Source organism: Spectribacter hydrogenoxidans, from assembly GCF_031846275.1.
Lineage (GTDB): Bacteria > Pseudomonadota > Gammaproteobacteria > Nevskiales > Salinisphaeraceae > Spectribacter > Spectribacter hydrogenoxidans.
Map to the genome: position 1 here is coordinate 1 of NZ_JAVRIB010000035.1, position 4,367 is coordinate 4,367.

Genomic DNA, 4,367 nt, shown 5'->3' on the forward strand with positions numbered 1-4,367 from the left:
GACATACACCCCGTCCAGAAACAGCATGTGGAAGTGCAGATTCAGATTGAGGGCGCTACCGAAGCGCTGGATCAGGGTGACTGCGCCCGTGCGTGCATGGGTGCGGGTGAAGCCGGCTTTGCTAATCAAGTGCGTGGCGATAACCCGGTAGACGATGCCCAGCACACGGGTCATCACCTCGGGTTTGTTAGCGAACAGAAAGCGCAGCGGATAAGGGAAACTCAGTACCCACTGTCTGACCGGCTGCTCAGGAAAGACCTCGTCCACCAGCAACGCCGCGGCTTCGGCCATGCGCCGGGCCCCGCAACTGGGGCAAAACCCCCGGCGCTTGCAACTGAAAGCCACGAGCCGCTCCGCATGACAGTCACCGCAACGCACGCGCAAGAAACCGTGTTCCAGTCGCCCGCAGCCCAGAAATTCGTCAAATTCCCGCCGCACGTAATGTGGCAGCGGCCGGCCTTCGCATGCCATTTGTTCCAGAAATGCCGGGTAGTTGTCTTCGACGATCCGGTAGAGCAGCGCCCGCTCGGGCTGGTGACGCTGGTAGCGCTGCGCATTTGCTCTCGTTGCTGGGGCCTCGTCGCGGTTCACCCAGGCTGGGGCATCGGCGCGGCAGTAACCCCCGCCGCAAGGCGCCTGGCGGCGCTCTGGCGTGGTGCGAGTCATGGTTTAGAAGACTGTACATCGATACAGTATTTCTGTCATGTCTCGCCTGGAACAGTTCGGTCGACGAACCGCCCCAACTTTCTTGGAGGCTAGTAAATCCCACGAGTTTCCGGCGCCTCCAGATTGCCGGCATCCACAATCAGATTGATTGTCGCCAGCGCCTCAGCTACGGCAACCGCATGCTCGATGATCTGGTCGGCGACCCTGCAAACTCAGGGTGATGCGGCCGCCCTGGGCCAAGCAGCAAAATGGCGCGCTTGTGCCAAGAGCCGGTCGGCGGTCAAGATGTCAACCATCAGAAATATGGCCAGACCGAAGATCGCAAACTCGGCCGCGATCCGCTTGAGATCGAAAAGATCCAATCGCAAAATGGCATCTCTACGTCGTCGAGGCCGAGAGCGGGCGCCTGCGCCGCCACCTGACCACGGCGGACGGCCTGCTCGGCAACATCACCGCCGAGCCGCCTCCAGCACCGATAACTCGTCCCAGGGCTCGTCGTAGCGCCGGCCGGCCTCGCCTACCCCCACGACTGCACCGTGGGTACCTGTGGTTCCTGCAAGTCGCTGCTCACCGAGGGGCGGGTGCGCGCCCTCAACGATTTTGGCTATACCCTGTCCGGCGACGAACTCGCGGCCGGTTATATCCTAGCCTGCCAGGCCCTGCCCAAGGACGAGCTGACCCGCGTCACCCTCGAATCGGTGGACGTCACTGCCTTTGCGCCAGAGACCTACACCGGCGAGTTGGTCGCAAGCACCGCCCTCACCCACGATATCCTCCAGGTCACCGTCCAACTGGACCGGCCGGTGCGCTATGTCGCCGGCCAGTACGCCAACCTCTGGGTACCGAAGATCGATCGCCGGCGCTCCTATTCCTTCGCCCAACCGCCCCTGCGCGACGGCCGCGACCGGGTCAACTTTTTCGTGCGCAAGGTGCCGGGCGGCCTTTTCACCGAAGCCCTTTTCGATGATGCACTCGCGGGCGAACGCTTCGAGATCGAGGCGCCCCAGGGCCAGTTCCACATACGCCAGGGCGAAGGGCCCATGCTCTGCATCGCCGGCGGCAGCGGCCTGGCGCCCCTGCTCAGCCTGCTAGAGGACGCGCGCAAGAACCGCGTCAACCGGCCCTGCACCTTCCTGTTCGGCGCGCGCACCCAGGCGGACCTCTACTGCGTCGATGAGATCAAGGCGATCGCGGCGGGTTGGCCGAACAAATTCGATTTCGTCCCAGTACTCTCGGAAGGCCACGACGACCGCGACTGGGATGGCGCACGCGGCATGGTCACCGAGCACCTCCCCGCGGCTGGCGGGATCGATCTGACCGGGGCGCAGGGTTATATGTGCGGGCCGCCACCGATGATCGATGCCGGCATCCACGCGCTGGTGGAACTCGGCGTGCCGCTAGCCGAGATCCATTACGACAAATTCACCGACGAAAGCCACGGCGAGACGGCGTGAGCGGAGCGTAATCCGGGAAAATGTATATCCGCAGATTACACAGATTACGCAGAGGAAAGAAAGAAGAAATACTTTCTGCTTATTTTATTGCTCTGCGTAATCTGCGCAATCTGCGGATTGGCTCTTCTCTCGCCTCTCTGCGCCCTTTCACAAATAAATCGATTTCATCTGCTGAAATCCCGCTAAGGTCTCCTGCGAGAACTCGCGGCCGATGCCGCTGGACTTGATGCCGCCGAAGGGCGAGCCGATGGAGATGTTGTAGCCGTTGACGCCGATGCTGCCGGTTTCCACCCGCCGCGCCATGTTCAGGGCGCGGTCGTGGTCGGCCGACCACACCGAGCCGCCGAGCCCGTATTCGGAATCGTTGGCGATGCGGATGGCGTCCTCGTCGTCGTCGTAGGGGATGACCACCAGCACCGGACCGAAGATTTCCTCGCGGGCGATGGTGGCGTTGTTGTCCAGATTGGCGAAGATGGTCGGCTCGACGAACCAGCCCTTGTCGAGCTTGCCGGGCCGTCCACCGCCGGCAACGCAGCGGGCTTCCTGTTTGCCCTTCTCGACATAACCCAAAACGCGGTCGCGGTGCTCCGCAGAAGCCATGGGGCCAACCTGCGTCGATTCGTCCATCGGGTCACCAACGGACAGTCCCCGCGCCATGTCCGCCAGCGCGTCCACCACCTCGTCGTAGCGGCTCCTGGGCGCCAGGATGCGGGTGCTGGCCAGACAGGCCTGGCCGTTGTTGAGCAGGGAGGCGAACTGCAGGCCGGGGATGGTGGCATCGAGATCCGCATCGTCCAGAACAATGCCGGCCGACTTGCCGCCCAGCTCCAGGGTCACCGGCCGCAGCGCCTCGCCGCAGACCTGGGCGACCTTACGGCCGGCGGCGGTCGAGCCGGTGAAGGCAACCTTGTCCACCCCGGGATGCGCCACTAGGTGGGCGCCGGCGGCGCGGTCACCGGGTACCCAGTTGATCACCCCGGGCGGCACCCCGGCCTCCTCAGCGGCCTCGGCGACGAAATACCAGTCCAGCGCCGTGCCTGGGGATGGCTTGAGTACCAGGGTGCAGCCGGCGGCCATGGCCGGTCCAATCTTGCTCATCGCCAGGGTCGCGGGGAAGTTCCACGGCACGATTCCGGCGACCACGCCGATAGGCGTACGCCGGACGATGGCCTGTTGGCCAATGGGTGAGGTCCGCTCCTCCTCGTCCTGCAGACCTTCCGCCAGGCCCGCGTAGTAGCGCAGCATGAGGATCGGGAAACCCGCCTCGAACTGCGAGGCCAGGCTGATCGGCATACCATTCTGCGACGAGACGGTCGGTGCGATCTGGGGCGCGCGCTTTTCCAGCTCGTCGGCGAAGCGATTCATGATCGCGGCGCGCTCCGGCCCACTGGTCTGGGCCCAGCCGGAATGATCAAAAGCGTGGCGCGCAGCCGCCACCGCCCGGTCCATGTCGGCCTCCACCCCTTCAGGGACGCTGCCGAGGCCCTCCTCGGTGGCCGCATTGACGAGGTTGAAGCGCTTGTCGGTGGCGGGTTTGGCCCACTCGCCGCCGATGTAGAAAAAATCCCGCGCCGACTGCGCGCCGGCGGTGACTTGTTCGCTTGCTTGGGCCATGATGGCTCCTCCAAATAATGGCTGCGCGCGCAGCCTGCTTGCAATAGTCAGTCATCGTACTATGCCTACCGCGGCTTGGCGAGCCACTTAATGCCGTGGTGGTCGAGGTACAGATCCAGCATGTCCCGCCAAGCAATAATCATGCGGTCGATGGCTGGCTCGTCGCGCTGCCACAGCGCCCGGATCGAGGCGCCGCGGACCGTATTGAGGGTGAGGTCTAAAAGCAGCCCGGCCTGCTCCGGTTCCAGCCCGCGGCGCTCCAGCAACTTGCGCCAGGCGGTTTCCACCGGCAATCGGTTTTTACGGGCGTAGCGCACGATATGCCGGCGGAATTCTGGATTCTTGCCGCCCATGAGGACTAGATCCAGCACCACCCCGAAGTCCGCACTAAAGAAAAACTGACGGGCATCGTCGATGATCGCGGCGAAGGCGTCGACGCCCTCCTCCACCCGCCGCAGACGACGCAGCGCGCCGGCGCGGGCGCGCCGCATGACGAACTCGACGCTGGACAGGATGAGGGCGTCCTTGGTGGGGTAGTGGTGCAGCAGGGCGCCGCGAGATACACCAGCCTCGTCGGCGATGGCGGCCGTGCGCAGCCCGGCGTAGCCATGGCGCTTGAGCAGCGCGATGGTG

Annotated in this window: 4 protein-coding genes and 1 pseudogene; 2 read left to right on the forward strand and 3 right to left on the reverse strand. The window is 64.3% G+C overall.

Annotated features, from left to right (window positions below):
- On the reverse strand, nt 1-666 hold a 666-nt coding region (locus RM532_RS15685), incomplete at its 3' end, for a transposase zinc-binding domain-containing protein (protein WP_349255338.1).
- 521 nt (nt 667-1,187) lie between these two features.
- Here RM532_RS15685 and RM532_RS15980 point away from each other — a divergent pair.
- Both RM532_RS15980 and RM532_RS15985 read left to right on the forward strand, forming a co-directional pair.
- Nucleotides 1,188-1,322: pseudogene (locus RM532_RS15980) on the forward strand (2Fe-2S iron-sulfur cluster-binding protein); the annotation flags it as partial.
- 42 nt (nt 1,323-1,364) lie between these two features.
- Nucleotides 1,365-2,120 carry an FAD-binding oxidoreductase gene (locus RM532_RS15985; protein ID WP_349255339.1) on the forward strand — a complete coding sequence of 252 codons (756 nt, stop codon included), beginning with the start codon at nt 1,365-1,367 and terminating at the stop codon, nt 2,118-2,120.
- A 147-nt stretch (nt 2,121-2,267) separates the two neighbouring features.
- Here RM532_RS15985 and RM532_RS15700 read toward each other — a convergent pair whose 3' ends face one another.
- The gene (locus RM532_RS15700) at nt 2,268-3,734 is read right to left on the reverse strand and encodes an aldehyde dehydrogenase (RefSeq protein WP_311654282.1); all 1,467 of its coding nucleotides are present in this window, start codon (nt 3,732-3,734) and stop codon (nt 2,268-2,270) included.
- Between the two features lie 65 nt (nt 3,735-3,799).
- Nucleotides 3,800-4,367 (reverse strand): TetR/AcrR family transcriptional regulator (locus RM532_RS15705; RefSeq protein ID WP_311654283.1); only part of this gene is annotated, 568 nt, incomplete at its 5' end.